Source organism: Phytohabitans sp. LJ34 (assembly GCF_052068095.1).
Classification (GTDB): domain Bacteria; phylum Actinomycetota; class Actinomycetes; order Mycobacteriales; family Micromonosporaceae; genus Phytohabitans.
On sequence record NZ_JBQHDG010000006.1, the window covers coordinates 295,596 to 320,074 of the forward strand.

22 protein-coding genes are annotated in these 24,479 nt (G+C 74.2%); 7 read left to right on the plus strand and 15 right to left on the minus strand.

All coding sequences use genetic code 11. The features are described from left to right. Positions 1-47 precede the first annotated feature (47 nt). The 4 genes from ACTMTJ_RS13515 to ACTMTJ_RS13530 all read right to left on the minus strand — a co-directional run bounded on the left by ACTMTJ_RS13515 (position 48) and on the right by ACTMTJ_RS13530 (position 3,707). Positions 48-1,259 (minus strand): ABC transporter permease, encoded by a 1,212-nt coding sequence (locus ACTMTJ_RS13515; protein WP_441216698.1) that lies wholly within the window; start codon positions 1,257-1,259, stop codon positions 48-50. Then, positions 1,256-1,924: an ABC transporter ATP-binding protein gene (locus ACTMTJ_RS13520; protein ID WP_441216851.1), complete on the minus strand. Its 669-nt coding sequence runs from the start codon at positions 1,922-1,924 to the stop codon at positions 1,256-1,258. The genes ACTMTJ_RS13515 and ACTMTJ_RS13520 overlap by 4 nt, the downstream gene beginning before the upstream one ends. A gap of 179 nt (positions 1,925-2,103) precedes the next feature. Continuing rightward, entirely contained in the window at positions 2,104-3,171 is a 1,068-nt protein-coding gene (locus tag ACTMTJ_RS13525; protein WP_441216699.1) for a peptidoglycan-binding protein, read from the minus strand. Beyond that, complete coding sequence (locus ACTMTJ_RS13530) at positions 3,168-3,707, minus strand: hypothetical protein (RefSeq protein ID WP_441216700.1); 540 nt, start codon at positions 3,705-3,707, stop codon at positions 3,168-3,170. Before ACTMTJ_RS13530 ends, ACTMTJ_RS13525 begins: the two co-directional genes overlap by 4 nt. 128 nt (positions 3,708-3,835) lie before the next feature. Here ACTMTJ_RS13530 and ACTMTJ_RS13535 point away from each other — a divergent pair, with 128 nt between their 5' ends. The 3 genes from ACTMTJ_RS13535 to ACTMTJ_RS13545 are packed head-to-tail and all read left to right on the plus strand — an operon-like array spanning position 3,836 to position 6,721. Continuing rightward, positions 3,836-4,492, plus strand: coding sequence for a response regulator transcription factor (locus ACTMTJ_RS13535; RefSeq protein WP_441216701.1), 657 nt, complete (start codon positions 3,836-3,838; stop codon positions 4,490-4,492). After that, positions 4,489-5,667, plus strand: a complete 1,179-nt coding sequence (locus ACTMTJ_RS13540; protein WP_441216702.1) for a sensor histidine kinase — start codon at positions 4,489-4,491, stop codon at positions 5,665-5,667. Before ACTMTJ_RS13535 ends, ACTMTJ_RS13540 begins: the two co-directional genes overlap by 4 nt. Positions 5,668-5,674: 7 nt before the next feature. Further along, positions 5,675-6,721 (plus strand): PfkB family carbohydrate kinase, encoded by a 1,047-nt coding sequence (locus tag ACTMTJ_RS13545; RefSeq protein WP_441216703.1) that lies wholly within the window; start codon positions 5,675-5,677, stop codon positions 6,719-6,721. Between the two features lie 86 nt (positions 6,722-6,807). Here the strand turns inward: ACTMTJ_RS13545 and ACTMTJ_RS13550 are convergent, their stop codons facing one another. Continuing rightward, entirely contained in the window at positions 6,808-9,291 is a 2,484-nt protein-coding gene (locus ACTMTJ_RS13550; RefSeq protein ID WP_441216704.1) for a penicillin acylase family protein, read from the minus strand. A gap of 125 nt (positions 9,292-9,416) precedes the next feature. Next, positions 9,417-10,832 (minus strand): MocR-like pyridoxine biosynthesis transcription factor PdxR, encoded by a 1,416-nt coding sequence (pdxR, locus tag ACTMTJ_RS13555; protein ID WP_441216705.1) that lies wholly within the window; start codon positions 10,830-10,832, stop codon positions 9,417-9,419. A gap of 46 nt (positions 10,833-10,878) precedes the next feature. Here pdxR and ACTMTJ_RS13560 point away from each other — a divergent pair, with 46 nt between their 5' ends. After that, on the plus strand, positions 10,879-12,048 hold the full coding sequence (locus ACTMTJ_RS13560) for an MFS transporter (protein WP_441216706.1): 1,170 nt from the start codon (positions 10,879-10,881) through the stop codon (positions 12,046-12,048). A gap of 93 nt (positions 12,049-12,141) precedes the next feature. Here ACTMTJ_RS13560 and ACTMTJ_RS13565 read toward each other — a convergent pair whose 3' ends face one another. Further along, positions 12,142-12,465: a lipopolysaccharide assembly protein LapA domain-containing protein gene (locus tag ACTMTJ_RS13565; RefSeq protein WP_441216707.1), complete on the minus strand. Its 324-nt coding sequence runs from the start codon at positions 12,463-12,465 to the stop codon at positions 12,142-12,144. 86 nt (positions 12,466-12,551) lie between these two features. Here ACTMTJ_RS13565 and ACTMTJ_RS13570 point away from each other — a divergent pair, with 86 nt between their 5' ends. Continuing rightward, on the plus strand, positions 12,552-13,304 hold the full coding sequence (locus tag ACTMTJ_RS13570; protein WP_441216708.1) for an HAD family hydrolase: 753 nt from the start codon (positions 12,552-12,554) through the stop codon (positions 13,302-13,304). Beyond that, positions 13,288-13,890, plus strand: a complete 603-nt coding sequence (locus ACTMTJ_RS13575; RefSeq protein WP_441216709.1) for a pyridoxamine 5'-phosphate oxidase family protein — start codon at positions 13,288-13,290, stop codon at positions 13,888-13,890. The genes ACTMTJ_RS13570 and ACTMTJ_RS13575 overlap by 17 nt, the downstream gene beginning before the upstream one ends. 160 nt (positions 13,891-14,050) lie before the next feature. On the opposite strand, the gene ACTMTJ_RS13580 is transcribed toward ACTMTJ_RS13575, so the two are convergent. Further along, positions 14,051-14,773 carry a TetR/AcrR family transcriptional regulator gene (locus ACTMTJ_RS13580; protein WP_441216710.1) on the minus strand — a complete coding sequence of 241 codons (723 nt, stop codon included), beginning with the start codon at positions 14,771-14,773 and terminating at the stop codon, positions 14,051-14,053. A gap of 124 nt (positions 14,774-14,897) precedes the next feature. On the opposite strand from ACTMTJ_RS13580, the gene ACTMTJ_RS13585 reads away from it, so the two are divergent. Further along, positions 14,898-17,123: an MMPL family transporter gene (locus ACTMTJ_RS13585; protein WP_441216711.1), complete on the plus strand. Its 2,226-nt coding sequence runs from the start codon at positions 14,898-14,900 to the stop codon at positions 17,121-17,123. A 236-nt stretch (positions 17,124-17,359) separates the two neighbouring features. Here the strand turns inward: ACTMTJ_RS13585 and ACTMTJ_RS13590 are convergent, their stop codons facing one another. From ACTMTJ_RS13590 to ACTMTJ_RS13620, 7 genes are all read right to left on the minus strand, one after another. Beyond that, positions 17,360-18,247 (minus strand): SAM-dependent methyltransferase, encoded by an 888-nt coding sequence (locus ACTMTJ_RS13590; RefSeq protein ID WP_441216712.1) that lies wholly within the window; start codon positions 18,245-18,247, stop codon positions 17,360-17,362. 116 nt (positions 18,248-18,363) lie between these two features. Next, on the minus strand, positions 18,364-19,242 hold the full coding sequence (gene pqqB, locus ACTMTJ_RS13595) for a pyrroloquinoline quinone biosynthesis protein PqqB (protein ID WP_441216713.1): 879 nt from the start codon (positions 19,240-19,242) through the stop codon (positions 18,364-18,366). Next, positions 19,239-20,630, minus strand: coding sequence for a pyrroloquinoline quinone biosynthesis protein PqqE (gene pqqE, locus ACTMTJ_RS13600; RefSeq protein ID WP_441216714.1), 1,392 nt, complete (start codon positions 20,628-20,630; stop codon positions 19,239-19,241). Before pqqE ends, pqqB begins: the two co-directional genes overlap by 4 nt. Next, the gene (gene pqqC / locus ACTMTJ_RS13605) at positions 20,627-21,325 is read right to left on the minus strand and encodes a pyrroloquinoline-quinone synthase PqqC (protein WP_441216715.1); all 699 of its coding nucleotides are present in this window, start codon (positions 21,323-21,325) and stop codon (positions 20,627-20,629) included. The genes pqqE and pqqC overlap by 4 nt, the downstream gene beginning before the upstream one ends. Continuing rightward, entirely contained in the window at positions 21,316-21,456 is a 141-nt protein-coding gene (locus ACTMTJ_RS13610; protein WP_441216716.1) for a hypothetical protein, read from the minus strand. The genes pqqC and ACTMTJ_RS13610 overlap by 10 nt, the downstream gene beginning before the upstream one ends. A 162-nt stretch (positions 21,457-21,618) precedes the next feature. Beyond that, complete coding sequence (locus tag ACTMTJ_RS13615) at positions 21,619-21,873, minus strand: hypothetical protein (protein ID WP_441216717.1); 255 nt, start codon at positions 21,871-21,873, stop codon at positions 21,619-21,621. A gap of 54 nt (positions 21,874-21,927) precedes the next feature. Beyond that, entirely contained in the window at positions 21,928-24,462 is a 2,535-nt protein-coding gene (locus tag ACTMTJ_RS13620; RefSeq protein WP_441216718.1) for a terpene synthase family protein, read from the minus strand. Between the last annotated feature and the right edge of the window lie 17 nt (positions 24,463-24,479).

A 24,479-nucleotide genomic window follows, 5' to 3' on the forward strand; every position in this document is an offset into this window, starting at 1 on the left:
GGGTAGGCCGGCCGCCCGGGGTACCGGGCGGCCGGCACAGCCCGCCGTCAGGGCGTGGCCAGCGCCTCCGTCGGAGGGAGGCGGGCGGCGCGGATGGCCGGGTAGAGGCCGGCGATGGCGCCGATCACCAGCGTCGCGCCGATGCCGCCGGCGGCCGCCCAGGGCGGTATCACCGCCGGCCAGTCCTGCGTGGCGGCGTAGAAGGCGGTCACCGCCGCGCCCAGCACCACCCCGCCGGCGCCGCCCAGGGCGGACAGCAGCAGCGACTCGGACAGGAACTGCACCCGCACCTGCCCCCGGGTGGCGCCGAGCGAGCGGCGCAGGCCGATCTCGGCGCGGCGTTCGAGCACCGAGATGACCATCGTGTTGGCCACGCCCACGCCGCCGACCAGCAGCGCTACCGCGCCCAGGCCCAACAGCAGGCCGGTGAACGCGCGGTCCGCGGCCTGCTTGGCGGCGAGCGCGTCGGACGGGCGGGAGACGTCCACCTCGCTCGGCGCCTCCGGGTTGGCCGTGGCCGCCAGCACGTCGCGCACCGCCGTGACGTGCTCCTCGCGGGCGCGGGTGTACACAGTGGTCGGATGGCCGTCGAAGTCCAGATAGGACTCGGCGGCCGGCCAGCCGATCAGCGCGGCCGAGTCGAGCTCGGGAGCCAGCGGGGCCGCGTCCAGGACACCGATCACGGTGAACCATTCGCCGCCGATGTACACCTGGACGTCCTGCCCGGCCGCGCCGACGCCGAGGCGGGTCGCCGCCGCGCTGCCCAGCACGACCGCCGGATAGCGGGCGGTGGCCTCGTTGAGCCAGGTGCCGCTGGCCACCGTGGCGCTGACCGTGGCGAGCAGGTCCTCGCGGGCGGCCAGGCACAGCAGGCCGTTCGTCTCGATCTCGGGGATGCGGTCGGAGCGGTACACCTTGGCGTCCGGCACCTTCCCCACCGCGGACGCCTGCGTGACCGGCTCGATCCGGCTGATCATGTCGACGGACTCGTCGGGCAGCGTGGCCGCGTCGCCGAAGATGTCGTTGCCCGGCCCGGCGGTGAGCAGGTTGGTGCCGAGGCGGTCGAGCGTCTGCTGGAGGTCGGCGCGGCTGGACGTGGAGACGCCCACGACCGCGACCATCGCGGCGATGCCGATGGCGATGCCCAGCGCGGACAGGAACGCCCGCAGCGGCCTGGTCCGCAGCCCGGCCCCGCCGACAAGCAGGACGTCGGACGCCCGCATGCGCGCCGGCGCCAGCCGATGGGTGGTGGTCGTCATGCCGCCACCACCGGCGCCTCGACCTGGCCGTCGCGCATCCGCACCTGTCTCGGCACGCTGGCCGCGATCTCCAGGTCGTGGGTGATCACGACGATCGTGGTGCCGGCCGCGTGCAGCTCGCGCAGCAGTGCCATCACGGCGGTGCCGGACGCGGTGTCCAGGTTGCCGGTCGGCTCGTCGGCGAGCAGCAGCGCCGGCTCACCCACCACCGCGCGGGCGATCGCCACCCGCTGCCGTTCACCGCCGGACAGCTCGTGCGGGCGGTGGTCGAGCCGGTGGGCCAGGCCCACCCGCTCCAGCGCCGCCGCGGCCCGCTTGCGCCGCTCCCGCCGGGAGACGCCGGAGTACAGCAGGCCGTCGGCCACGTTGTCCACCGCGCGCACGCCGGCCGCCAGGTGGAACTGCTGGAAGACGAACCCGATCCGGCTCGCCCGCAGCGCGGACAGCTCCCGGTCGGAGAGGCGGGCGACGTCCCAGCCGTCGACCCGCACGGTGCCGGTGGTGGGGCGGTCGAGCGTGCCGATCAGGTGCAGCATCGTCGACTTTCCGGAGCCGGACGGGCCGACGATCGCCACCATCTCACCGCGGGAGACGGCCAGCGAGACGCCACGCACGGCCGCGACGCCGCCCGGGTACGTCTTCGTGACGTCCACCAGCTCCAGCACGTGACGCGGCACGGCCTCCGCGGTGTGACCGGTCGCCCGCGCCCCGGGGTGACCGGTCACGCGGTCCATCGGGTGACCGGTCACGCCGCCGCCCACCGGGTGACCGGTCACGCCGCCGCCGCCCACCGGGTGACCGGTCGCCGCGCCGCCCACCGGGTCCTCGTCCACTGGGTGACCGGTCATGACGCGACGCCCACGGTCGTGCCCTCGGCGAGGCCGTCGCCGGTGACCTCGACGCGGCCGGCAGAGAACATGCCGATCTCCACCGGCACGATCCGGGTCGACGCGCCGTCGACCACCTGCACGCCGTAGCCGCCCTCGGCGAGCGCGAGCAGCGCGGCGACCGGCACGCTCAACACGTCCTCCCGCTTCTCCGCGGTGAACGACACGTCCACCGCGGCCTGGTCGAGCGTGCCCAGCCCCTTCTGGTCGGTGAGCGCCACGGTGACCTCGAGCTTGGTCTCCGGCTCCTGCTCCTGCCCGGTGCCGCCGCCCAGCTCGATGACGGTCTCCACGGAGGCGACCTTGCCGTCGGCGGTACGCCCGTCCGGCAGCTCCACGCTCACCGCGGCGCCCTTGGCGGCGAGCCGCTGCTGGTCGACGTCGAGGTCGACGGTGACCACGCGGGTCGTACCCGTGTAGGACAGCACCGGCTGCCCGCCCGCCGGGTCGCCGACCTGGCCGCCCACCTCGTAGATCCGCACGTCGCCGACGGCGTACGCGACCCGGCCGACCTCGACCGTGCCGGTCTCGTCGAGCCCGAGGTCCTCCTGCCACTCGCGGACGGCGTCGGCGGTCGAGTCGGTGTACTCCTCGTCGATCGTGAAGCCGTCGTAGCCGAGCGCGGACAGGTTCTGCTCGAACTGCTTCACGTCCGCGCCCTCGACGCCCGGCGCGAGCGGCCGGTAGAGCGGCAGCGTGCCACGCAGCAGCACCACCGGCGTGTCGTCGACGCCGTAGAGCCGCCCGCCCCGCTTGACCGTCGAGCCGGCCGCGGGCAGCCAGGTGACCGTGCCGCGCAGGCGTGGCGTGACGGCGGTCTCCGTGCCGTAGCCGAGCGTGCCGTCCACCGTCTCGGCGTCGACCAGCGTCGAGCGCTGCACCTGGGCCGTGGCCGGCGGCAGAGTGCTGCCGCCGGCCTTTCCACTGTCGCCGCGGTCGAGGGTGACCGCCGCCGCGCTGCCGCCCGCCGCGGCGACCGCGACCCCCGCGACGAGCAGCGCGCGCCCGCGTTTGCGCTTGCTCATCCGCCGCTCCCCGGCGGGACCGGACGCAGCTTCTCGCAGGTCTTCTGCGCGGCGGCGAACGTCGGGTCGTTCGGGTTGAGGCCGCTGTCGGGTCCGCCCCGCAGCATGATGCCGCCGGTCTCCGGGTCCGGGTCGGGAAACTTCGTCACTCCGTTGTCGCGCATGCACTTGGAGTACTGGCGGGCCTTCTCGATCCGTTCCGGGTCGGCCTTTTGCAGTTCGCCGCCGTTGGGCATGAGGTGGCGGCACTTGGCCATCGCGGCGTCGACCTTCTTCGGGTCGCTGCCCTGGAACCGCAGCTGCACGCCGCCGCCGGGCTCCGGGTCCGGCATCTCGACGCCCTCGCCGCGCATGCACTCGGTGAACTCGAGCATCGCCTGGTAGGTGTCCTTGCTCGCCGAAGGGCTGGCGCCCGGTGCCGCGCTCCCGTCGCCGCCCGCCGAGGCGACCCCGCCGCCGCCGTCATCGCCGCCGCAGCCGGCGAGCGCGAGGGCGAACACCGCCGCCGCGAACACCGTTGCCATCCGTCGTCTCATCCGTCACTCCTGTTCGGGCCGGCGAACGGCGCCGGCGACCGTGGACGAGTGAACGCGGCGGCGCGTTACCCGGCGGTTTCCGCGGGCGTTAACGCGGAACGAACACGACGGTCGGTAATCATTGGGCGATGCGTGTACTGGTCGCCGAGGACGAGCGGCTGCTCGCCGACCTGATCGCCCGCTGGCTGCGGGGTGAGGCCCACGCGGTGGACGTCGCGTACGACGGCGACACCGCGCTGGAACGGCTGGGCGTCAACGACTACGACGTGGTGGTGCTCGACCGCGACCTGCCGGTGGTGCACGGCGACGACGTGTGCCGCGCGCTGGTCGACTCCGGCGCGGAGACGCGGGTGCTGATGCTCACCGCGGCGGCCGAGATCGGCGACCGGGTGGCCGGCCTCTCGCTGGGCGCGGACGACTACCTGCCCAAGCCGTTCGCGTTCGCCGAGCTCGCCGCCCGCGTGCTGGCCCTCGGCCGGCGGGCCAGGCCGGCCGCGCCGCCGGTGCTCACCCGCGCCGGGATCACCGTCGACCTGCCGCGGCGGGAGGTGTACCGGAACGGGCGGTACGTGTCGCTGTCCCGCAAGGAGTTCGCCACGCTGGCCGAGCTGATGCGGGCGGACGGGGCGGTGGTCAGCGCCGAGCACCTGCTGGAGAAGGTGTGGGACGAGCACGCCGACCCGTTCACCGCCGCGGTACGGGTGACGATCCTCAAACTGCGCCGCAAGCTCGGCGACCCGCCGGTCGTGGAGACGGTACCCGGCGACGGGTACGTGATCCGATGAGTCGCCTCACCATCCGGGCGCGGCTGACCGTGCTCTACGGCGGCCTGCTGCTGGCCGCCGGCATCGTGCTGCTGGCCGTCACTTACGTGCTGGTCGGCCAGCGGATGCCGACCGCCGTGCGGTACCTGTCGACGCAGACCCGCGGGCAGGGCGCCGACCAGCCGGTGGCGATGCCCGACGGCAACCAGGTCTACCTGTCGGAGCTGCCGCAGAAGCTGCGCGACGCCGCCCTCCAGGACATGCTCACCACCGGCACGATCGCGCTGGTGCTGGTCACCGCCGTGGCGGTGTGGCTGGGGTGGCTGCTGGCCGGGCGGGCGCTCCAGCCGCTGCACCAGATCACCGAGACCGCGCACCGCATCGCCGCCGCGCCCGCCGCCGACCGGGGGCTGCACGAGCGGATCGCCCTCGCCGGCCCGCGCGACGAGATCAAGGAGCTGGCCGACACGTTCGACACGATGCTGGAACGGCTCGACCGCTCGTTCGACGGCCAGCGCCGCTTCGTCGCGAACGCCTCGCACGAGCTGCGCACCCCGCTCACGCTGAGCCGGGCGGTGCTGGAGTACGCGGCGCACCGGGACGCCCTCCCGCCGGAGGTGCGGCAGCTGACCGAGCTGCTGCTCGACATCAACCTGCGGCACGAGCGGCTGATCAACGGGCTGCTGCTGCTCGCCCGTACCGACAACGACATGCTCGACAAGAGCCCGGTCGACCTGGCCGACATCGTCGAGCACACGGTCACCCACCTGGCGGCGGAGGCGGACAAGGCGGACGTCCGGGTCGGCGGCGAGCCGTCGCCCGCGCCCACGCTCGGCGACCCGGTGCTGCTGGAACGCCTCGTGCAGAACCTGGTCGAAAACGGCATCCGGCACAACACCGGACCGGACGGCTGGGTGCGGGTTGCCTGCCGCACGCTGCCCGACGGCCTCGTCGAGCTCACGGTCAGCAACTCCGGGCCGGTCGTGCCCCGGTACGAGATCCCGGGGCTGTTCGAGCCGTTCCGCCGGTACGGCGCCGAGCGGGTCGACGGGGACCGCGGCGCCGGCCTCGGCCTGTCGATCGTCCGCTCGGTCGCCCGCGCGCACGGCGGCGAGGTCACCGCCGAGCCCCGCGACGGCGGCGGCCTGCTCGTCCGCGTGACTCTTCCCGCCGAGGGTGATCAGCCCGTGGCATGATCGGCAGATGTCGGCCACTGTGGACGGGCCCCGCCTCGACCTGTTCGCGGCCGGCATCGTCTACCTCGACATCATCTTCACCGGCCTGCCCGCGCTGCCCGCGCCGGGCACCGAGGTGTGGACCGGCGGCATGGGCTCCAGCCCGGGCGGCATCGCCAACCTGGCGGTCGCGGCCAGCCGGCTCGGCGTGCGTACCGGGCTGAGCTCGCCGATCAGCTCCGACGCGTACGGCGACTTCTGCTGGCAGATCCTCGCCGGCGAGGAGAACGTCGACCTCTCCTCGTCCCGCCGCTTCGACGGCTGGCACTCGCCGGTGACGGTGTCGCTGGCGTACGAGCGGGACCGCAGCATGATCACGCACGGTCACCCGGCGCCGGCGACCGTGGAGGGGCTGGTCGGCGACCTGCCGGCGGCCCGCACCGCGTACGTCAGCCTGGAGCGGGAGCCGATGCCCTGGGTGCGCCGCGCGCACGCGGCCGGCACGCTGGTCTTCGCCGACGCCGGCTGGGACGCCACCGGCTCCTGGTCGGCCGAGGCGCTGTCGGTGCTCGACCACTGCCACGCGTTCCTGCCCAACGCGGTCGAGGCGATGCGCTACACCCACACCGACACACCGGACGGCGCGCTGCGCGCCCTCGCCGAACGGGTGCCGGTCGCCGTCGTCACCTGCGGCCCGGCCGGCGCGCTCGCCCTCGACGCGGGCACCGGCGAGGCGGCGTCGGTGCCGGGCATCCCGGTCGAGGCCCTGGACCCGACCGGCGCCGGCGACGTCTTCGGCGCCGGCTTCATCGCCGGTACCCTCGCTGGCTGGCCGCTCGCCGACCGGCTCGCGTTCGCCAACCTCGTGGCCGCGCTGTCGGTGCAGCACTTCGGCGGCTCCCTGTCGGCGCCCGGCTGGGGCGACATCGGCGACTGGTGGCGTGCCACCAAGGAACGGGGCCACGCCGAGGTCGCCAAGCGCTACGCCTTCCTCGACGAGGCGATACCGTCGGGCCGGATCCGCACCGTCAGGAGGGCCACCGCGACGATCGCCAAGCTCTCCGACGCCCAGTGACCGCCATCCCGGTCGGCCCGGGGCCGTCCGCGCTCGCGGGAGCGTTCCGGACGCGACGAACACCCGCGGCTGGACGCGGCCGCCCGCTACGCCGGCGTCAGGTGCAGGGTGTGCGCGGCCTCGCGGCGGATGGTCGCGCGGTCCCAGCGCATCGGTAGCAGCTCGCCCCGGCGCCACGGCCCGAACTGGTCGGCGTAGTGCGCGCTGAACGCGTGCCCCGAGTTGCCGCTCAGCTGCACCCACCGGGAGGCGTCCAGGTCGCCGAGGTCGACCACCATGCGCATCGACGGGACGGCGTCGACCTCGTAGCCGTCGGCGGCGTCCCAGCCGGTCGCGTTCACGATGGACGATCCGCCCGCCACCGGCTCCGGACCCTTGTTGAACAGCCACTCGACCGGGGCGACGCCGGACTCGCCGAAGCTCTCGTTGCGCAGCGCCAGCGTGTGCAGATCGCCCCAGCGCCACCCCGCCGGGTCGTCGCCGAGCCGGTCGGTCAGCTCGTCGGCGGCGTCCACAAGGGACGCCGACAGCACCTGGTCCATGGTTTCCACAGTGGACGTCGCGCGGTCGTCCCACCACGGCGACGACGGCCGCTCCAGCAGGCCGCGGACGACCTCCCACCACCGGTCGCCGCCGTCCGCCTCGTAGTCGTCGGGCAGCTCGTCGAAGGTGCGCGCGAGCAGGGCCCGCCACACCGCGTTGAAGTACGCGGCCGGCGCCGAGTCGACCGGCTGCTGGTAGTCCCAGCCGCGCAGCAGGTCGCGGGCGTCCACAGTAGAGGAAACCCGCAGCAGGTGCGGCACCAGGATGGGCGCGAGCCCGTTGTACCCGTCCATCTGCATCCGCCCGGCGTCGTCGGCGGTGACCGTGCGGCCGGCCTGCTCGACGAGCTGGTTGAGGCGCTCGGAGCGGTAGCCGTACGACCAGTCGTGGGTGAGCAGGTACGGGTAGCCGGAACCGACCACCGCCTGGTTGGCGGTCACGACGTACCCCTGTGCCGGGTTGAGCACGCTCGGCAGCTCGGCGAAGGGGATGTACGAACGCCAGTCGTAGCTGGTGTCCCAGCCCGGCGCCGGCCACCGCCCGTCACCGTTGCCGCGCACCGGGATGCGGCCGGGCGCCTGGTATCCGATGTTGCCGGACACGTCCGCGTACACGAGGTTCTGCGCGGGCACCTCGAAGAGCGCGGCCGCCGCGCGGAAGGTGGCCCAGTCGCGGGCCCGGTTGAGCGCGAAGAGCGCGTCTATCGTCCGGCCGGGGTCGAGGGCGGTCCAGCGCAGCGCGACCGCATACCGGTCGCCCGCCCGGCGCAGCTCCTTCGAGGCGTCGGAGACAAGCGGCCCGTTGCGGCTGGACCGCACCGTGACAGTCACCGTGCCGCCGCCGGCGACCTTGATGTTCTCGGTGCGCTTTTCCAGGTCCTGCCAGCCGGCGCCGACGCGCACCTTGTCGCCGGCGACGTCCTCCAGGTAGAGATCGGTGACGTCCGGCCCGAGGTTGGTGAAGCCCCACGCGATCGCGTCGTTGTGACCGATCACCACGCCCGGCACCCCGGCGAACGTGAATCCGGACAGGTCGAAGCCGCATCCACAGTGCAGCCCGGCCTGGAACCAGATGCCGGGCATGCTCGGCGACAGGTGCGGGTCGTTGGCGAGCAGCGGCTTGCCGGTCGCGGTGCGGCTGCCGGCGATCACCCAGGAGTTGGAGCCGAGGCCGGTGCCCTGGCGGCCGAGGAGCACCGGCAGGCTCGCGAGCCCGTCGCGCACCGCGGCCAGCGCCGGCAGCCAGCCGCCTCCGGCGCCGCCGGCGTCCACCGCCAGGAACGCGCCGCCGCTGACCCGCCCGCCGCCGACGATGGGCCGGTGCCGATCTTCCGGGTACGGCGGGAACAGCTCGCCGACCTGCTCGCGGGCGAGCCCGCTGCCGGCCAGGATCGCCCGCTCGATCTCGTCGGACATGTTGCCGCGCAGGTCCCAGGCCATGGCCTTGAGCCAGGCGAGGCTGTCGACGGGGCTCCACCGCTCGATCCGGTAGCCACGGTTGGTGAGGCCGAGCACCGCGTACTCCAGGCTGACGTCGGCGCCGGGCTCGCCGCCGCCGTGCTGGTCGAGCCAGGCGTTGACGCCGTCCGCGTACGCCTGGAGGAAGCCGCGGCTCTCCTCGGCGATGATGCCCCACTCCCGCTCGGCGACCCGGCGCCAGCCGAGCGTACGCAGGTAGGTGTCGGTCTCCAGCTGGTCGCGGCCGAACAGCTCACTCAGCCGCCCGGCGGTCACGTGGCGGCGGAAGTCCATCTCCCAGAAGCGCTCCTGCGCGTGCACGTACCCCTGGGCGCGGAACATGTCGGCGGCGTTGCCCGCGTAGATCTGCGGCACCCCGTACGCGTCGCGGTAGACGGTCACGTCGGCGGCGAGCCCGGGCAGCGGCTTCTCCCCGCCGTACTCGGGGAAGGAGCGGCGCACCGCCCAGAGCGAGACGAGCCCGACCAGGACGGCGAACGCGGCCACCACCGCCAGCGCGACCAGCCCGACCCGCTGGACGATCCGCCACCACCGCCGCCATCTGCCCATGGCGCCGCATCCTATGGCGTGATCGACCGCATGGCGGCGAGCAGGTCGGCGGGTGTCGGCGTGCTGTTCGGCTCGGCGCCTGATGGCCAAACTGATCGAGCCGATCCACAAGGCCGCGACCGCGATCACCCCCCCTTCGTACCCAGCAGGTCGCCGACCGCCGCGATCCCCTCCTCGATGGCGCGCTCGCCGAGGTTGCCGAAGCCGATCACCAGCTGCGCGGGCGTCGTGGCGCCGGACATGCGGAAGGCGCTCATGCCGTACAGCCCGACCGACCGCTCCCGCGCCGCCGCGACCACGTCCTCCTCGCGCCGGCCCGCCGGCAGGTGGGCCACCGCGTGGAAGCCGGCCGCCAGCCCGGTCAGCCGCACCCCCGGCGCGTGCCGGGCGAGGGCGTCGACGAGGGCCTGGCGGCGGGCCGCGTACACGCCGCGCATGCGGCGCAGGTGCCGGTCGTACCGGCCGGACTCGATCAGGCGGGCGAGGGCGAGCTGGTCCAGGACGGGCGAGCCGCGGTCGCTGAGCCGCTTCTCCTCCACGATCGCGGCGGTCAGGTGCGGCGGGCAGACCACCCAGCCGAGCCGCATCGCCGGCGCCAGCGACTTGCTGACGGTGCCGAGCAGCACCACCCGCGCGGCCGCGATGCCCTGGAGGGTACCGACCGGCTCGCGGTCGTAGCGGAACTCGGCGTCGTAGTCGTCCTCGACGATCACCGCGTCGCGTTCCGCGGCCCAGGCGGCGAGCGCGTGCCGGCGGTCCGGGGCGAGCACGACGCCGGTCGGCGACTGGTGGGCCGGCGTCAGCACGACCGCCCGGGCACCCGTGCGGGCCAGCGCGGCCACGTCGACGCCGCCCTCGTCCACGGGTACCGGCACCACCTCGAAGCCCAGCCGGCCGACCGCGTCGAGGGTCTCCCCCCGGCCGTACCCGGGATCCTCGACCGCGACCGTGCCCACCCCCTGGCGGGACAGGGCCCGCAAGGCCAGCCCGAGGCCCTGGGCGAAGCCCGTGCAGACCACGATGTCGGCCGGGTCGGCGACGGCGGCCCGCACCCGGCGCAGGTAGCCGGCCAGCACGCGGCGCAGCGTGCGGTCGCCGCGCGGGTCTCCATAGTGGAGGTCGGCGGTGGCCACGGTGCGGCAGGCCTCGCGCACCGCCCAACCCCAGTCGGCGCGGGGGAAGCTGGCGAGGTCGGGCACGCCGGAGGCGAAGTCCGTCCCCGGCGCCGGCCGCTCCGGCCGGCTCTTGTCCACTGTGGAGCTGGTCGCCGCGACCGCCGCGACCCGCGTGGCCGAGCCCACCCGCGCGGTGAGGTAGCCCTCGGCGTAGAGCTGGCCGTAGCAGTCCTGCACCAGGCCGCGCGACACGCCCAGCTGCCGGGCCAGCTCGCGCGTGGACGGCAGCCGCTCCCCCGCCTGCAACCGCCCCTCCCGGATCGCCGCGCGCAGCCCGCCCTCCAGCTGGGCGCGGAGCGGCTCGGCCCCGTCCCGGTCGAGCCGCAGCAGCACCTCCGGACCCAAACCGGCCCACTCGATCGCCATGGAATTGGAGCTTAGCGGGGGCCGCCTGCGCCCATACGTTCAGGACATGACGACGATCGCCCTGGCCCCCTCGGCCCCCCGCCTGGTCTCCCGCCCGCTCGCGCTGGTCATGCTGGCCGACTTCGCCGGGCTGTTCGGCTTTTACCTGCTGCTCTCGGTCGTTCCCGCGCATCTGACCGCGGCCGGCGCCGGCGGCTTCGCCGCGGGCCTCGCCACCGGCGTGCTGATGCTGTCGTCGGTGGCCGGCGAGTTCGCGATCCCCCGGCTCGTCTCCCGGTACGGCTTCCGCGCCGTCCTCGCCGCCGGCCTGGCCCTGCTCGCCCTGCCGGCGCTGGCGCTGCTGGCCTCGGCCGCGCTGCCGGTCGTGGTGGCCGTGTGCGTGCTGCGCGGCCTCGGCCTCGCCGTGATCTTCGTGGTGTGCGGCGCGTGGGGCGCCGAGCTCATCCCCGCCGAGCGCCGCGGCGAGGGCCTCGGCGTGCTCGGGGTCGTCGCCGGCCTGCCCGCGGTCGTCGCCACCCCGCTCGGCGTGTGGCTGATGGCCCGCTGGGGCGCCGAGGCCGTCTTCGCGCTCGGCGCCCTGGCCGCGTTCGCCGGCCTCGTCGCGGTGATCGGCCTGCCCGCCGGCCGCACCGACGCTTCGGGTGACCCGGCCGGCGACATCGGGATGGGCGCCGGCCTGCGCTCACCCGCCCTGATCCGGCCCGCGATCGTGTTCACCGGCACCGCGATGGCCGCCGGCATCGTGGTCACGTTCGTCCCGGCTGCGGTCCCGGGCGGCGCCGGCGGCCTGGCCGCGGTCGCGCTGCTCACCCAGGCCGGCGCCACCACCGTCGCCCGCTGGTGGGCCGGCCGCTTCGGCGACCGCCACGGCGCCGCCCGGCTCCTCGTACCCGGCGCGCTGGTCGCCGCCGCTGGCATCCTGACACTGGTACTGGCCGGCGGCGGCCCGCTCGCGGTGCTGGCCGGGATGGTCGCGTTCGGCGCCGGCTTCGGCATCGTCCAGAACGCGAGCCTCGCGATGATGTACAGCCGCGTCTCCACCGCCGCCTACGGCACCGCGACCGCGATCTGGAGCGTCGCCTACGACACCGGGTACGGGCTGGGCGCGCTCGGCTTCGGCGTGGTGGCCGGCGCCGCCGGGTACCCGATCGGCTTCGCCCTCACCGCCGCCGTGATGGTCGCGCTGACCCTGGCCGGCACCCGCCGCCGCGGCTAGTGCGGTGGGCCACAAACCTTCACCGGGTGAGCGGCGGCCGAAGGCCGCCGCTCACCCGGCCGGCGAGGCCGGCCAACGTTTGTGGCCACCGCACTAGGGGCGGTTGGTCAGGGCGCGGCGGGCGTTGCGGTTGGCGCGGCGCAGCTGGAGGATGCGGGCGCTGCCCGGCACCGCGACCACCAGCGCGCCCGCCACCGCGGCGAGCAGCAGCGCCACGCCCAGCGGCACCTTGCCGTCCGCGCCGAGGAAGGAGACGCGGACGTCTTCCAGGTTTTGCAGGACGAAGACCAGCAGCAGGATCAGCACCAGCGCGCCGAGCACCAGGCTCACCCACGCGCCCCCGATCCGGGAGCGGCCGGGTTTCGCCGACGGCTCCGCCGGCGCGGTGTCCGGTTCACCTTCCCAGGGCTCGCTCATCGTCGATCACCCACCCCCGCGTGCGCGTGCCCGTATTGTCCCACTTACCCCGCGGCTGTGGTCCCGAACCGGTACCGTTTGCGGCCATGCCGCGTGGCCAGCACGTTCGCGGAATCCTGTTCGACTCCGGTGGGGTCCTGGTCGGTCCGCGGGGCGGACGCTGGAACCCTCGGTACGACTTCGAGCGCGTGGTCCTGGCGCACCACCCCGAGATCCGGGTCGAGGCGTTCCCGGAGGCGTTCGCCGCCGGCCAGCGTGTGCTCGACGCGGAGACCACGACGGCCACCCGCACCGACTACCACCGGGCCATGCTGCGGGTGCTGGGCGTCGGCGAGCCGTCCGCCGCGCTGCTGCGCGAGCTGGAGGCGCCCGCGGACGGCCCGGTCCTGGAGCTCTTCCCGGAGACCCGGCGCGTCCTCGACACCCTGAAGGACCGGGGCGTCCGCATGGCAGTGGTCTCCGACAACTGGGCGGGACTGGAGGCCCACTACCGGCAGCTCGACATCGAGCGGTACTTCGAGGGCTTCGTGATCTCCGAGCTGATGGGCTGCCGCAAGCCCGACCCGCGGATGTACGCGACCGGCAGCGACCTGCTCGGCCTGGCCCCGGGTGACTGCCTGTTCGTCGACGACGATCCGGCCCTGGTCGCCGCGGCCATCGACCTCGGCTACCGGGGCGTCGTCCTGCTGCGCGGGGCGCCGCCGCCGGCCGCCGTCCCGGCCGTCGACACGCTCGACGCGTTGCCGCCGATCGTCGCGGGCGAGCGTCCACCCAGCGGAATCACCGGCGACCCGGCGGCGTACCGCGGTCATAATCGTGATCATGGGGAAGGTTCATGAGCGCATCGACGGGCGGCTGCGCGAGTTCATCGAGGCGCAGCCGATGTTCTTCACCGCGACCGCGCCGCTCGCCGCCGACGGCACGGTCAACCTCTCGCCGAAGGGGCTGCGCGGCTCGTTCGCGATCCTCGACGAGCTGACCGTCGCGTACCTCGACTTCGCCGGCAGCAACGCCGAGACGGTGGCCCACCTGCGGGAAAACGGCCGGATCACCCTGATGTGGTGCGCCTTCCAGGGGCCGCCCAACATCGTGCGGCTGCACGGGCGGGGCGAGCCGGTCTTCCGCGACGACCCGCGCTGGGGCGAGCTGATGGCGCACTTCCCGGACATCGACGCCACCCGGCACGGGCACCGCGCGATCATCGTGGTGCGGGCCGAGCTGATCCGCGACTCGTGCGGCTACGCGGTGCCGCTGATGTCGTACGAGGAGGACCGCGACCTGCACGGCAAGCGGTTCGCCCGCGAGGACGACGCCTCACTGAGCGCCTACTTCGCGAAGAAGGACCACATCGCCACCAGCATCGACGGCCTGCCGGGGGTACCGCTCCCGCTGCCGCCGACCCCGGTGGCGACGACCGCCGGCTAGGGCCTGTTTCAAAAGGATTGTCGAGGCGAGCCGGAGTCCAGGCGGCGTCCGGTGGTGGCGGGCGCAAGGTCGCACACCGGTGTTGTATGCGGCCTTTCGCCCGACGCCGCTGGTCGTCGTCTGGGCCCGGCGCAGCCCGGCAAGGATCTTGTAACAGGCCCTACTCGGGCACCGGTAGGCCGGCCGCCTCCGCGGCGAGGCGGAGTTGGCCGAGGAAGAGCGCGTCGCGCGCCTCCTCGGTCATCCAGGCGAAGTGGCCGTTGGCCTCCAGCGACGTGAAGCCGTGCAGCGACGCCCAGGCGTGCAGCATCGCCTGGAAGTGCAGCGGTCCGACGCCGACCTCGTGCTTTTCGTGCTTCAGCTTCGCGCACTCCTCCACCGCGGGGTGGATCCGGGTGATCGTCGGCGGGCCGAGCCGCCCCAGCCGCAGCGCGTCGACGAACAGCGACGAGAGCTGCGCCATCGCGCGGCCGGCGGCCTCGCTGGTGCTGCCGTCGGCCGGTGCCGCGTAGCCGGGCAGCGGCATGCCGAGGATCAGCGCGAACTGCTGCGGCTCCGCGTGCGCCCACCGCCGGTAGGCCTGCGCGGCGGCGACCCAGGCGGCCGCGACGTCGTCGTGCGGCACCTGGGCGCGGGCCTTGGCGACCTCTTCGCCGAGCGCGTTGTACGCGTCCTGGATGAGGGCGCTGATCAGCTCGTCGCGATCGGCGAAGTAGCGGTAGAGCGCGGGCGGCGTCATGTCCATGACACGGGCGATGTCGGTGAACCGCACCTCGACCGTCCCGCCCTCCCGCATGAGGGCGAGCGCGGTCTGCTTGATCTCGTCGATCGTGGCTGCTCGCGCCCGCTCGCGGCGGGGGGCGCTCCGCGGGGTCGGGCTCATGTGTTCCTCCTGTAAGCGTCGCGTTAAGCATCGTTACAGACGTGAAGGCGCTTGACAAGTGACACTCCATCGTGTTTGTTATGGAGCGTAACGGAGCTGACTCGACTTCACTCGGGGAATGACAATGAACGATGCAGGACCGCTCGGCCGGCTCGCCCGGCTCACCTACCGCAACCGCGGCCGCACCGTGCTTCTGTGGCTGGCCGCCCTCATGCTCGCCGCCGGGCTCTCGGCGGCCTTCGGTGGCGACTTCGCCGCCGACTACTCCGCGCCCGGCTCGGACTCCAAGGCCGCGCAGGACCTGCTGCGGGAGCGGTTCCCGGCTCAGTCCGGCGAGGTCGTCGACGTCCTGGTCCGGGCCGAGGGCGGGGTCGCCAGCGCGCGCGGCGACGTGCAGACGCTGCTGGCCGACCTGAGGGCCGTGCCGCACGTGGCGAGCGTGGACGACCCGTTCACCGCACCCGGCGGCGTCTCACCGGACGGCGGCACGCTCGTCGCCCACCTGCGCCTCGACGTGACCAACCCCAACGACATGCCGGTCGCCGACACCGAGCGGCTGCTCGCCGTGGCGGACAGCGCCGAGCGGCCCGGCCTCGACGTCGCGCTCGGCGGCCAGGCGATCCAGCTGGCCGAGCAGGGCGAGATCGGCTCGGAGATGATCGGCCTGCTCGCCGCGGCGGTGATCCTGCTGCTCACGTTCGGCTCGGTGGTCGCCGCCGGCCTGCCGATCCTCACCGCCGTCGCCGGCCTCGCGGTGAGCAGCACGCTCACCGGTCTCGTGCTGCGCTTCGTCGACGCGCCCGACTGGTCGACCTCGCTCGCCACCATGATGGGCATCGGCATCGGCATCGACTACGTGCTGCTCATGGTCACCCGCTTCCGCGAGTGGCGGGCCGCCGGCCTGGACCCGGAGGCGGCCACGGTCGCCACCCTCGACACCGCCGGCCGCGCGGTGATGGTCGCCGGCAGCACGGTCGTGGTGAGCATGCTCGGCCTGTTCGCGATGGGCTTGTCCTTCATGCGCGGCGCGGCGGTGGTCACGATCCTCGGCGTGTTCGTGGTGATGGCCGCCAGCGTGACGCTCTTCCCGGCCCTGCTCGGCTACCTCGGCAAGCACGTCGACCGGCTGCGCCTGCCGCTCGGCCGCCGCCGCACGGCCGAGGTCGCGGTCGGCGGGCACATCGAGCCGGGCCGCGGCTGGCTGGCGTGGAGCCGCCTCGTGCAGCGCCACCGGGTGATCGCGGCGCTCGCCGGTGTGGGCATCCTGCTCGCGCTCGCCTCGCCGTTCCTCGGCGTCCGCTACGGCTTCCCCGACGCGGGCAACAACCGTGCCGAGACCTCCACCCGGCAGGCGTACGACATGCAGGCCGCCGCGTTCGGCCCGGGTGCCAACGGCCCGCTGGTGCTCACCGCCGAGCTGCCCCGGCCGGGCGACGCGGCCACGCTCGACGGCCTCCGCGCGGCCGTCGCGGAAACACCGGGCGTCGCCGTGGTCACACCGCCTCAGCTCAACCCCGCCGGCGACACCGCGGTGCTCACCGTCCTGCCGGCCACCGGGCCGCAGGACGCCAGGACCGAGGATCTGGTACACCGCCTGCGCGACGAGACGATCCCGGCCGCCACCGGCGGTTCGGGCCCAACGGTGCGGGTCGGCGGGGTGACGGCGGCGTCGATCGACAGCACGGAAAACACCGCGCGCCGCCTCCCGCTGCTCGTCGGTGGCGTGGTGCTGCTGTCGATGGTGCTGCTGCTCGCCTCGTTCCGCAGCGTGGCGGTGGCCGTCAAGGCCGCGGCGATGAACCTGCTGTCGGTCGCCGCCGCCTATGGCGTGGTCGCGTACGTCCTCCAGGGCGGCTGGGCCGGCCAGCTGATCGGCATCGACACCGAGACGCCGCTGCCGGCCTTCGTGCCGGTGCTGATGTTCGCCGTCCTCTTCGGGCTGTCCATGGACTACGAGGTGTTCCTGGTCAGCCGGATGCGCGAGGCGTGGACCCGCACCCGCGACAACAGCCGCGCGATCACCGAGGGCCTGGCCGGCACCGGCCGCGTGATCACGGCCGCCGCGGCCATCATGATCGCGGTGTTCGCGGCCTTCGTGCCCAGCCCGGACCTCGTGCTCAAGGTGATCGGCGTCGGCATGGCCGCCGCCATCCTGGTGGACGCGACCGTGGTACGCATGCTGCTCGTCCCGTCGGTCATGCACCTGCTCGGCCGCGCCAACTGGTGGATGCCGCGCTGGCTCGGCCGGCTCCTGCCCGAGCTGCACGTCGAGGGCCAGCCGGAGCGACACCTGCCGGCCCCGGCGGCACGCGAGCCCGAGGCGGAGCTGGCGGGAGCCGGCGCCCGCTGAGCCGCTCGCCGCGACGGAGGCGCCCGCCGAGGTGGGCGCCTCCCGCGCGGGCCGAGGTGGACGCCCGCGCGGCGCGCAGCCGTCGGGGCCGGCCGGCGGGGAGACCGGCCGCGGTCGCGGGGGTCAGATCCGTTCGGCGCGCAGCTGTCGCGGCCGGCCGGCGGCCCGGCCCGCGGCGGTCAGATCCGTTCGGCGCGCGGCCGTCGCGGCCGGCCGGCGGCCCCGGCCCGCGGCGGTCAGACCCGTTCGAGCACCAGCAGGCGGTATTCGAGCCAGCGCCGGGAGAGGCCCGTCTGCAATGCCGAGCCACCGATCATGTTGGCCCAGAAGGGCTTCTCGACCATCCGGTCGAGCATCCGGGGCACCACACCCGCGGCACCCAGGATCACGTTGATCGCCCGGTCTCGCGGGCGTCCCAGGCGCAGGTAGGCGGTGAGGTCCAGGTCTTCGCGCAGGCGCAGGCCCGCGGCCTCGCCCATGGCCGCGAACTCCGCCACGGTGTGCAGGCTGCCGATCCGCCAGCCGGCGCGGAACTGATCCAGGCAGCGCTCGCGGGCCGGAAGCCCCAGATCGTTGTCGGTCATCCAGTCGTCGCACACGACCAGGCGACCGCCCGGACACAGGCGCGCGGCCAGCGACGAGATCAGCTCCGCCAGCGACGGCGCGTGGACCACCGACTCGATGGCGACCATCGCGTGGTAGCGGGGCTCGGCGGGAAGCTGGGCGAAGTCGCCGCAGGCGACGTGGCACCGCTCGGCCAGACCTTCGGCCGCCAGCCGCCGCTCGGCGATCTCGGCCTGCACCCGGCTGATCGTCACGCCGGTCACCTGGGCGTCCACCTCCCGGGCCAGCCTGACCACCGTCGCGCCCACACCGCAGCCGAGATCGAGCACCCGCCCCTCACCCGCCGGCACGTGGCCGATCAGCCGCTCGACCACCAGGCGGTTGACCGCGTCCGCGGCCTCGGTGGTGTTCGTAACGCCCGGCGTCCACACTCCGCGGTGGATGGCGTCGTTGCTCGGGCTCTCGCCGAACCGCAGGAAGCGCCGCGTGTTGGCGTCGTAGTAGTCCGCTACGCGATTGACATGCTCGGACGCGGCGTTTTCGGGCGAATGCGAAACCACAGGGCGCAACCTACCATGACCCTCGATGGAGTCGACGCGCCGCCGGCGCTCCCCATCCGTCGCCCCAGTGGCTTGTCCCGCGGACCCGGCGGTGGACGGCCGGCGGAAACCGCCTCTCAGAGGGTGAGGGTCTGACCGTCCTCGGCGACCTCGGCGCCGTACGCGGCGAGCGTCTCCCGTTCCGGTGCGGTGGCGGCGCACAGCGGGTTGGTGTTGTTGAGGTGGGTGTAAAGTACGCGCGCGCCGGTCCGGGTGAGGTCGCGCAGCGACGCGCTCACCGGCAGGTGGCCCATCTCCGTCGCGGTCCGGCCGGCGCCGGTGGCTCGCGCCATCTCGTCGTCGTAGAGGAACGTGCCGTCCACGACCACCGCCCTCGCGCCGGCCGTCGCGGCGTGGAACGGCCCGCCGAGCGCGGGCAGGCAGGGCGCGTACACCAGGACGCCGCCGGTCCGGCGGTCGCTGATCCGGTACGCCACCACCCAGTCGCCTGTGGACGGTGCGCCGGCCGCGTACCGGGGGCGCTTGGCGCCGACCGGCACGGCGGTGACGGTCAGCCCGCCGGCCAGCTCGAACGGCTCGCCGACCGCTACCGGTGTCCAGGCCAGCGAGGTGTACGCGCCGAGGACGCCGCGCACCGGGAACGGGCCGGACAGCGCGTCGAGCACCGCGGCCGTGCCGTAAACGGTGACGGTCTCGGCCTCGCGGAGGGCGAGCAGCCCGAGTGTGTGGTCGAGCTCGGCGGTGCAGAGCAGCACGCCACGCACCGGCGTCTGGCGCGGTCCCGGCCCGGGTGCCAGCTCCGGCGCGGCGGCGAGTTGGGCACGCAGGTCGGGCGAGGCGTTGAGCAGGTACCAGGAGCGGCGGTCGCCGCTGATCGCGACGCAGTCCTGGGTGCGCACGGCTCCGGCCTCGCGGGCACGGTCGCAGGCGGCGCAGGCGCAGTTCCACTGTGGAACACCGCCGCCGGCCGCCGTGCCGAGCAGGCGGACTCTCACCGCAGCCGCCGCGGCACGGCCGCCGCGCGCTCGCCGGCGCCGGTCATGAGGTCGGTGAGCACGCCGTGGTGGGGCGAGAGGTCGCAGGCCGGGTCGGTGAGCGCGGCGTCGCCGAGCAGCTGGTACGCCTGGCAGCGGCAGCCGCCGAAGTCGACCTCGCGCAGCGCGCAGTCGCGGCACGGCGCGGGCATCCAGCCGGTGCCGCGAAAGCGGTTGAACGCCGGCGACTCGTACCAGATCCAGGCCAGGTCGGCGGTGCGGGCGTCGACCACGCCGAGGCCGGGCAGCTGGGCCGCGGAAAGGCAGGGCAGCACGGACCCGTCCGGCGCCACGACCAACTGCCGGCGGCCCCACCCCTGCATGCACGGCTTGGGGCGGGTGCCGTGGTAGTCGGCGGCCACGTACACGATCTCGACCCGGTCGCCGTACCGCTCCTTGACGCCGGCCGCGGCGGCGCCGGCGCGGGCCAGCTGCTCGGCGGTGGGCAGCAGCGCCGCCCGGTTGCGCCAGGCCCACCCGTAGAACTGGGTGTGCGCCAGCTCCAGGCGGTCGGCGCCCAGCTCCACCGCCAGGTCGGCGATGGCGGCGAGCCGGTCGACGTTGCCGGCGTGCAGCACGACGTTGACGGTCAGCGGCAGCCCGTAGCGGCGCACCAGCGCGGCGGCCGCCCGCTTACGGTCGTGCGCGCGGAGGCCGGCCACCGCGTCGCCGGCGGCCGGGTCGGCGTCCTGGATGGACAGTTGCACGTGGTCGAGGCCGGCCGCGGCGAGCGACCCCATGGCCTTGTCGTCGAACGGGATGCCGCTGGTGATGAGGTTGCTATAGAGACCGAGCCGGTGCGCGCGGGCGACAAGCGCGGCCAGGTCGGCGCGCAGCAGCGGCTCCCCGCCCGAGAAGTGCACTTGCAGCACGCCCAGTGACCGCGCCTGGTCGAGGACCCGCGACCAGTCCTCTGTGGACATCTCGGGCCGGTCGCTCGGCGTGGTCGGGTTCGAGCAGTACGTGCAGTGCAGCGGGCACCGGTAGGTCAGCTCGGCCAGCATGCCGGCCGGCACCGGCTCGCGCGGCGGCGTCCACTCCGCGGGCGGGGCGGCCAGCGGCTGCACCGGCCGGCCGTCGCCGGACACCGTCACGAGGCGCCGCCGCACCAGGTCGTCCAGCAGCGCGGCGACGTCGTCGACCGGGACACCGTCGAACTCTTCGGACAGCCGCGCGGCGATCTCGGCGACGGTGCCGCCGCCGCACCGGGCGAGCACCTCGGCGGCGGTCTCGTTGAGCAGCAGCACACCTTCCGGGTACAGCAGGGCGTGCTGGTCGCGCACCGGGTCGTAGGTCAGGCGGACGCCGGGCCGCAGACCGGGCCGGTCGGCGGCGTCCACCGCGCTCACCGCCGGCCGCCGTGGTAGTCGATCGCGTCGAGCATCGCGCCCAGCACGTCGCACTTGAACGCCAGCGCGGAGAGCGCGGCGTCCTGCCGCTCGCGGGTGTCGCAGTGGACCAGCACGAGGTCCAATGTGTACGCCGAGTCGGCCCGGACGACCGGGATGCGGCTTTCGAAGTAGGCGAAGCCGTGCGGGTCGATCCAGCCGTAGTGTCGGCGCCAGGCGGAGACCCGGTCGGCCATGTGGTCCGGCGAGAACAGCTCGGTGAGGGCCGCGGCCGCCCCTTCCCACCAGGGGCGGTCGCGGCAGAAGGCGACGTACGCGTCGACCGCGAAGCGCACACCGCGCAGCACGTGGCGTTCGGCCACCATGTCGGCCCGGTCGAGGCCGACGGCGTCGGCGAGCACGAGCCAGTCGCCGAGCCCGCCGTCGCTCCCCTCGTGTCCATCCTGGAACGTGATCCGCTCGACCCACCGGCGCCGCACCTCGGGCAGCGGGCAGTTGGCGATGATGGCGGCGTTCTTCTGGGACAGGGAGCGCTGGTAGTACCAGCGGTTTGCCACCCAGGACCGGACCTCGTCCGGCTCGCACTTGCCGGCGTGCAGCCGGATGTGGAAGGGGTGCCGGTCCCAGTAGCGGTCGCCGAGGCCCCGGAGAGCCTCGGCGAACTCGTCCCGGCCGCGTGGCCGGGCTACAGCCACGGGCCGGTGTCGCCGGAGTACGCGGTCACCTCGGGGCGGGTCTCCAGGCACCGCACCTCGGGGCGGGTCCAGGCGCGGCGGGCGCGGCGGGGCGGCGCGGTGCGGCCCGTGGGCCGGGTCGTGACGGTCATGACATCCTCCGTCGTGGTGGCGGGTTCGAGATCGATCCATCTCGATGCGTCGATCCTACGACGGCGGGCGCGGTTTGGGTATCGGCGCGTGCCCCTGGTGCGGTGGCCACGAAATTCACCGGCCGAGCGGTTCACCCGGGCCGGGGGTTGGGGCCCACCGCGTCAGGTTGGCGGTGGGCTCAACTTCGCGATGGCCCTCTGGACGAACGCCTCCGCCTCGGCCTCGGTGATCGGCGCGAACTCGCCGTCGCCACCGAGCCGCTCCGCCTCGTAGAGGGCCCACGTGCGCTCCCACCGCAGGTTTCGGGTGAAGGCCTCGTCCACAGGCACGCCGCTGGTCATGCGGCGGCGCACCACGCCGGCCGGGTTCGCGCGCGTCCGGCCGGCCGACAGCGAGGCGTAGTAGACGTAGTCCATGCGGCGATTGTCCGCCCGGGGCCGTGGTTGAAGCCGGGGACGGGTTCTCCCTTGTCACGGTGGTGACGCCGGAACGACCGGGCGCATGAACATCCGTGCCGCCGACGTGCCCAGGCCGGTCGGACCGCGCAGGCCGGACGCGGCCTTGACGGGTGGCGCCGCCGAACCCCCGGTGGGCGCGCCCGCCAGCGTGCCTCCCGGCGGCGCGACCGGCGGGTCGGCCGGCACCGTCGCGACCGCGGCGGCGGGTAGCGCGCCGGCAGCGCCTCCGACCGCCGGTGCGGCGCCAGGCCGTGGAACCAGCGAGGCGCCGAGGGGTGTGGCCAGCGAGCCCGCGGGGAGCGCGGCCAGCGAGCCGGCGGGAAGCGTGGCCAGCGAGCCCGCGGGGACCGTGGCCAGCGAGCCGGCGGGGAGTGCGGCCAGGGAGCCCGCGGCCGGGAGCGCGGCGAGTGGGCCGGCCCAGCCGCCGCCGGCGCCGGGGCCGGCGCGGCGCAGCTCCGCCTCCTGGTAGCGGCTGGTGAGCCGGTGCCAGCGCAGGATGGCCGCCATCCAGTCCCGCAGCTCCCCCACATACGCGTCGAGCGCGGACCGCGCCTCCGCGTCCAGGTCGAAGTCGTCGTACAGGGCGGGCAGCTCGGTCCGCGCGGTCCGCTCGAACTGGCGGATCCGCGCGGTCATCAGGTCGTTGGCCACGGCGACGGCGGTGGGCGGGTCGCAGCCGAGGAAGTGCTGGATCACCAGCACCCCGTTGTGGAGCTCGCCCTCGAACTCGATCTCCTTCTGGTACGAGAAGATGTCGTTGGTCAGGCAGGCGTAGTCCATGGCCGCGTTCTCCAGCGCGCGGATCGGCCGGGTGCGCCAGATCTCCGGCGGCACCAGGCGGCCGTGGCCGATGCGGGCCAGGCTCATGGTCATGTCCGAGCCGAACGTGCGCCGCCGCATCTCGATGTAGTCCACCGGGTCGGGTATGCGGTGCTGGACGTGGTTGGACAGCTCCCACAGCCAGCTCTCGGTCATGGTCTCCACCGCCGCGCGGAACTGGCGCCGGTTGTCCACAGGCATGCCGGCCGTGGTGCGTGTCCACAGGTCCGCCAAGCCGTGTTCGAGGGGTGTGGACGGTGAGGCCGTCGCCGGGCCGTCCACCGGCATCATCTGCCTCATCCGCTCGTGGCAGGCCCGCGCGCCGGCCACGTCCCGGGTCGTGTTGTAGACCAGCGGGAAGTAGTCGTCGGCGTACGTTCCCCAGGTCAGCCACTGCGCGGACAGTTCCAGCTCCTCCGGCGTGGCGTCCGGGTCGAGGCCGGCGGAGCAGAGCGCGAAGTCGAAGCCGCGCAGCTTGCGTTCGTCCCACATCCCGGCTCCGGGCACGCCGGGCGGCGCGTCGACGAGCCGCATCCGGCGGGCCCAGTCCACCGACGCCTCGCGCGCCCGGTCGAGGTGCCGGCTCGTCCCCACCGCGAACGGCATGTGGAAGTCGGGCAGCTCGACCGGACCGACCGGCAGGTACGGCTTGTAGGAGTGGCCGCGCGCCCGGAGGGCGACGCCGGGCAGCAGCGCCGCCGCCGTCCCGAAGCCGGTCGGTCCGAGGTGGACGGTGCCGCCCTTGTTCATGTACCGGCTCGACCGCATGTGCCACTCGTGCCCACCGGCCTGCCAGTCCTGGAGCCCCTTGACGTACCGCAGCACGTCCGCGCAGCGCGCCGGGTCGACCCCGTGTTCGACCAGCAGCGGCGGCACCTCGGTCAGCGCCGTGTTCTCGAACTGCTGGAGCCGCGAGGTGAGCAGGTCGTTCACCGTGTCCGCTGCGCGCTGCGGGGTGCAGCCGAGGAAGCGTTCCATCACCAGGACGCCGTTGTTGAGCTCACCCTCGGTTTCCGTCTCCCGCTGGTACGAGAAGATGTCGTTGCGCAGGTGCACGCCGTCGGAGAAGGCGTCCTTGAGCACCCGCATCGGGCGGCTCGCCGCGATCTCGGCCGGCACCTCGGCGTGTACGGCGTGCTCGACGAGGTCCGCCGACCACGGCGCGCCACCCACCTTGCGGCGCATCTCCACGTACTCGACCGGGTTGGGCACGCGCGCTTCGCTGATGTTGGAGAGCTCCCAGAGCGACTCCTCCAGCAGCGCCTGCGTGCTGTCCGCGAAGCGCTCGCGCCACGCCGGCGACCGGGCCGGCACCGTCCGCCGCCACAGGTCGGCGAGCCCGGCCTCGACCGCGTTGGTCGGCTCCGGCATCCCCTCGTCGAGGCTCACCGGCATGAACGCGCGCAGCCCTTCCAGGTACGCCTTGGCGCCGGGGATGTCACGGGTCTTCTTGTAGACCTCGAGGAAGTGGTCGTCGAAGAAGAACACCCACACGTACCAGTCGGTGACCAGGTCGAGGTCGGCGGCGGTGGCGTCCGGGTGCGTGTACGCGCACAGCAGCGCGTAGTCGTGGTTGTCGAAGTCGGCCTCGTCCCAGACGCCGGAGCCCTCGATCATCGCCATCTCGCGCGCCCACGCCTTGGAGTGCGTGCGCGCCTGTTCGAGGTGGGGGTTCAGCCGGGCCGGGTGCGGCATGTAGAACGCGGGCAGCGTGAAGGGTTGCGTCACGGGGGGTCCAGCCTTTC